At 38.4% G+C, this 3,439-nt stretch carries 3 protein-coding genes; all 3 read right to left on the bottom strand.

All coding sequences use genetic code 11. The annotated features are described in order from the left end of the window. A partial coding sequence (locus tag IGI38_RS24815) for a Blp family class II bacteriocin (protein WP_438734618.1) occupies positions 1-137 on the bottom strand: 137 nt, incomplete at its 3' end. 131 nt (positions 138-268) lie between these two features. After that, positions 269-1,036, bottom strand: coding sequence for a replication initiation protein (locus IGI38_RS24810; RefSeq protein WP_438734617.1), 768 nt, complete (start codon positions 1,034-1,036; stop codon positions 269-271). Positions 1,037-1,664: 628 nt separating this feature from the next. After that, a complete protein-coding gene (gene mobV, locus IGI38_RS24805; protein ID WP_438734615.1) occupies positions 1,665-2,978 on the bottom strand; it encodes a MobV family relaxase in 1,314 nt (437 codons plus the stop codon). Positions 2,979-3,439: the final 461 nt, after the last annotated feature.

The raw sequence follows: 3,439 nt of genomic DNA, 5'->3' as shown, positions 1-3,439 counted from the left end.
CCAGCTGCTCCAGCTAAAATACCTAAAGCACCTCCTGGAGCCCCAGCTATAGCGCCTCCAATAGTTCCATTAGTACAACTGTTACCCCCACTAATTTTTTGCATTTCTTGGATATTTAATTCTTTTACGTTTTGCATTGCGAACACTCCTTAAAATTATTTTTGAAGCAATTCGAATGTAGCACACAATAATTTTCAAGAGGGAAATACTTCCTGAACCAAAGGAAATCGTTCCTGAAATGGATAATTTCGCAGTTGCTTAACTATTTTTAGTCTTCATGCTCTCCATCTAACTCTTGAATACTAGTATCCGTAAACGTGATTTCAAACCCCACTGTTTTTCGACCTCTAGTTAGTTTTGTGTAAGTGATAGAAACAGGTAATTTCTTTTCAAGTTCATCACCACCACGTTGTAAAACATCAGCGTAGAACCGCCCAGCGTCCATTCTTTTATTTTCTTCCAAAAACCAAGATTGCCATTCATCTAGTGTCCCACTAATTGTTGCATATTTAGTTTTTTTATATCGGCTAGATTCCCATAGCTTTAGCATGATTAAAGCGTATTTTCCTTTGATTTGAGAGAGTTCACCTAGTCGGAAACTATAGTAATGTTCTTTTAAATCAAAAACTAGAGGGGCAGAACGTTCAGAAAACTTAAAAGCGACATTTCCATTTTCAAGGAATTTAATTTCTGAGAATAATTGGGTCATAACAATTCCTTGTACACCATTTTCTTCTATTGGCAAATACAAAGCGGTATTTTCATTCAACCGTTTAAAAGCTTCAGCAATCCGCTTGTAGTTCGTTCCAGAAGTAGCTAGTCCAAAATGTTTAATGATTTCCCATGCAGTAACTTCGTAAATATCACTAGATTTTGAATCAGCTGTCACAAAGCTAAAACAATAGTCAAGTAACTGTTGTTCAAAGGCTTTTAAACCGCCGAAAGCTCTTGCTAGGTCGTTCCCCTGCATGACAAGATATTCTTGACGACCTAATAACTCTTTAATAGCTAATTCAGCTTTTTTATTTTTACTCAATTCCAACACTCCTAACTAGAACAAAAACTATTATAGCATAAAAGTTCGATATCGAAAAACACGCAAGAAATTTCGCACTTTTTTCGATAGTTGTCGCACTTTTTTCGATAGTTGTCGCACTTTTTTCGATAGTTGTCGCACTTTTTTCGATAGTTCCATGCTCTCAGGCTTGATATAGAGGCATTCAGCCCCCCCCCTAAAGTATTTAAAAGTATTTAAAAGTAATCTATAAAGTATTCTCCTTTAGCGCGCGTGTAAAAAAAAAAAAAAAAAATTAAAAAAAAAGTGCAAAAAGGAGTGAGCAAAAACCACGCTCACATTTTACTTGCAGCGTTCACTTTCGTTCACTCGCTAAAATCAAAACCTTGGGCGTTGCCCAAACCCACGAGGAAATTATTTCCTCGACCTTTTACACGTTCGCCACTTGTGGGCATCCCCAACATCATTGTTGGGGGAATCAAGAGCGTGGAGTCTTGTTTATAGCCGTCAACTCCTTAAAGTCTCAAAGAGACGCTAAGAGGGCTTATTCGCCTCTCTTAGCGTCTCTAATTCGATTTACCGTTGACAGCACCTTATTTATCGTTTTCTTTCTAAAACGGCTTAAAACGAAAAACAGAGGGGTTTTACGCTATCTCTCTATTCCTCTTCCTCTCTCAACCACTCGTTGAACAAATCGAACCGCTTTAGGAATCGAAACTTTTTCTGAAATACGCTTGTAGGCTATATCAGCCATCAAAGAGATTTTCTCGCTAACAGGCTTTAAAAATTCCCATGTAAAATTCAAGGATTTCCCTTTGCCCAAGAATGCTTTAAATGTTTGCACCGTTTCTTCAGGTTCTCCAAGCTCATATTTTAGAAACTGTTCACTTTTCTGAACGATCAACGACACATCTTCTTCCGTTTGTTGCAACTCTATTTTCAAATCCTTATTTTCATTGCGCAATTCTGTATTTTCACGCCGAATGTCTTTTATAGCCTTTTCAACTTTTGCATCTGTTTCCGCACGCAAATCCTTATTTTCAATTTGCAATGACTGAACTTTTTTTCGTAGTTTGTTATTCAAACCTTTATCTGTATATAAAGACGCTGCTTTATTTTTTAATTCCAAAAAATCCTCATGTGTCACAACATGAAACGGTCTTCCCAACAAAGGTTTCTTTTCGGTGAAAATCGAGTCGATATTTTTTTCCGTCCACTCATAGGCATAATCCCCTTTCCCTCGGATAACCTCTAATGTTTCTAATGCGTCTTTGGTCATTTCATCGAGCGTTCGAACTTTTTCGGCTAAATGATTTTCTTTCTGAACGAGCTTTTTAGCCCTCTCACGGAACGCTGGAAGCCGTTCGTTCAATTCAGCAACCTTTTCCTGCACCTCTTTGTATTCAGGCACAGACAAGTGCTGACGTTCACTTCCACGCAGTCCACGTTCAATATCAAACCCTTGATTGAGAAGATAGATTGGCAACTCCTCCTGAATCTCCTTCAAACTTTGGCGATTAAAAACTGCTTTACTGCTTAGTCGTCCTTCTGTCATCGGAACAATCCCTAAATGCATATGAGGGGTCGTTTCGTCCAAATGAACGGTCGCATAAGCGATATTTTGACTACCGCAACGATCAGAAAAATAATCAACCGCTGATTGAAAAAATTCACGTTGGTTGATCCCTTTAAAAAAACTTTTTTCACTCGTGATAATCCACTCATCGACTAAGACAGCATCTTTTCTCACCGCGCGATTACTGATTTTTTGAGAATCAATGATCTCATGAATATGCTCGTTATATTTAACGGGTGATTCGTTCACTAAATCATAATTCAAGTACGAGCGCTCAGTATCAATATCTTCGTTTGAATGGTTGTCGGTTTCGCGTTGGTTGTGCCGTTGAATCCCACCTAAATTTCCTGCTTTCATTTTTACCATGCGAGCAACAATTTTCGCCATCATCCATCCCTCAAGTCTTTTTTTTGGGTTCGTCTCTTGTTTTTTTCGGAGCTACTTCCATGTAAAGTATAACTCACTATACTTTACTCCGTAAAGGTGAGCTCTGCCGAGGGCTGTCGGACGTTGGCGAAAGGTCAGCCTTTCGGCTTCCCAATCTCCAAGCTGTCCGATTGCCTCCGGTCAAAATCAAAGTTCACAATAAAAAAAGCGCCCACATTTTCATGGGCGCTTTTTTGGTGAGTTTTCGAAGTAAATATTTGCTATTACACCTAGTGCAAAAATAATAGTTCCTGCTAAGAAATTTTGCATCGAAAAATTTGAAGACTTAGACAGGAGAATCCAAATAATTAACATGAACATCATTATTTGGATTATTCCTTTGAGAACAGCTCTTTTAATTCCAGCCATGTTTTGGATTCTTGTTGTAACCAAATTTAATACAGCCGCCCGCTACAGCCCCG

Origin of the sequence: Enterococcus sp. AZ128, assembly GCF_051714485.1 — a bacterium.
Taxonomy (GTDB): Bacteria; Bacillota; Bacilli; order Lactobacillales; family Enterococcaceae; genus Enterococcus_A.
The sequence above is the reverse complement of the archived record's forward strand: the minus strand, read 5'-3'. Positions and strand labels throughout refer to the sequence as shown.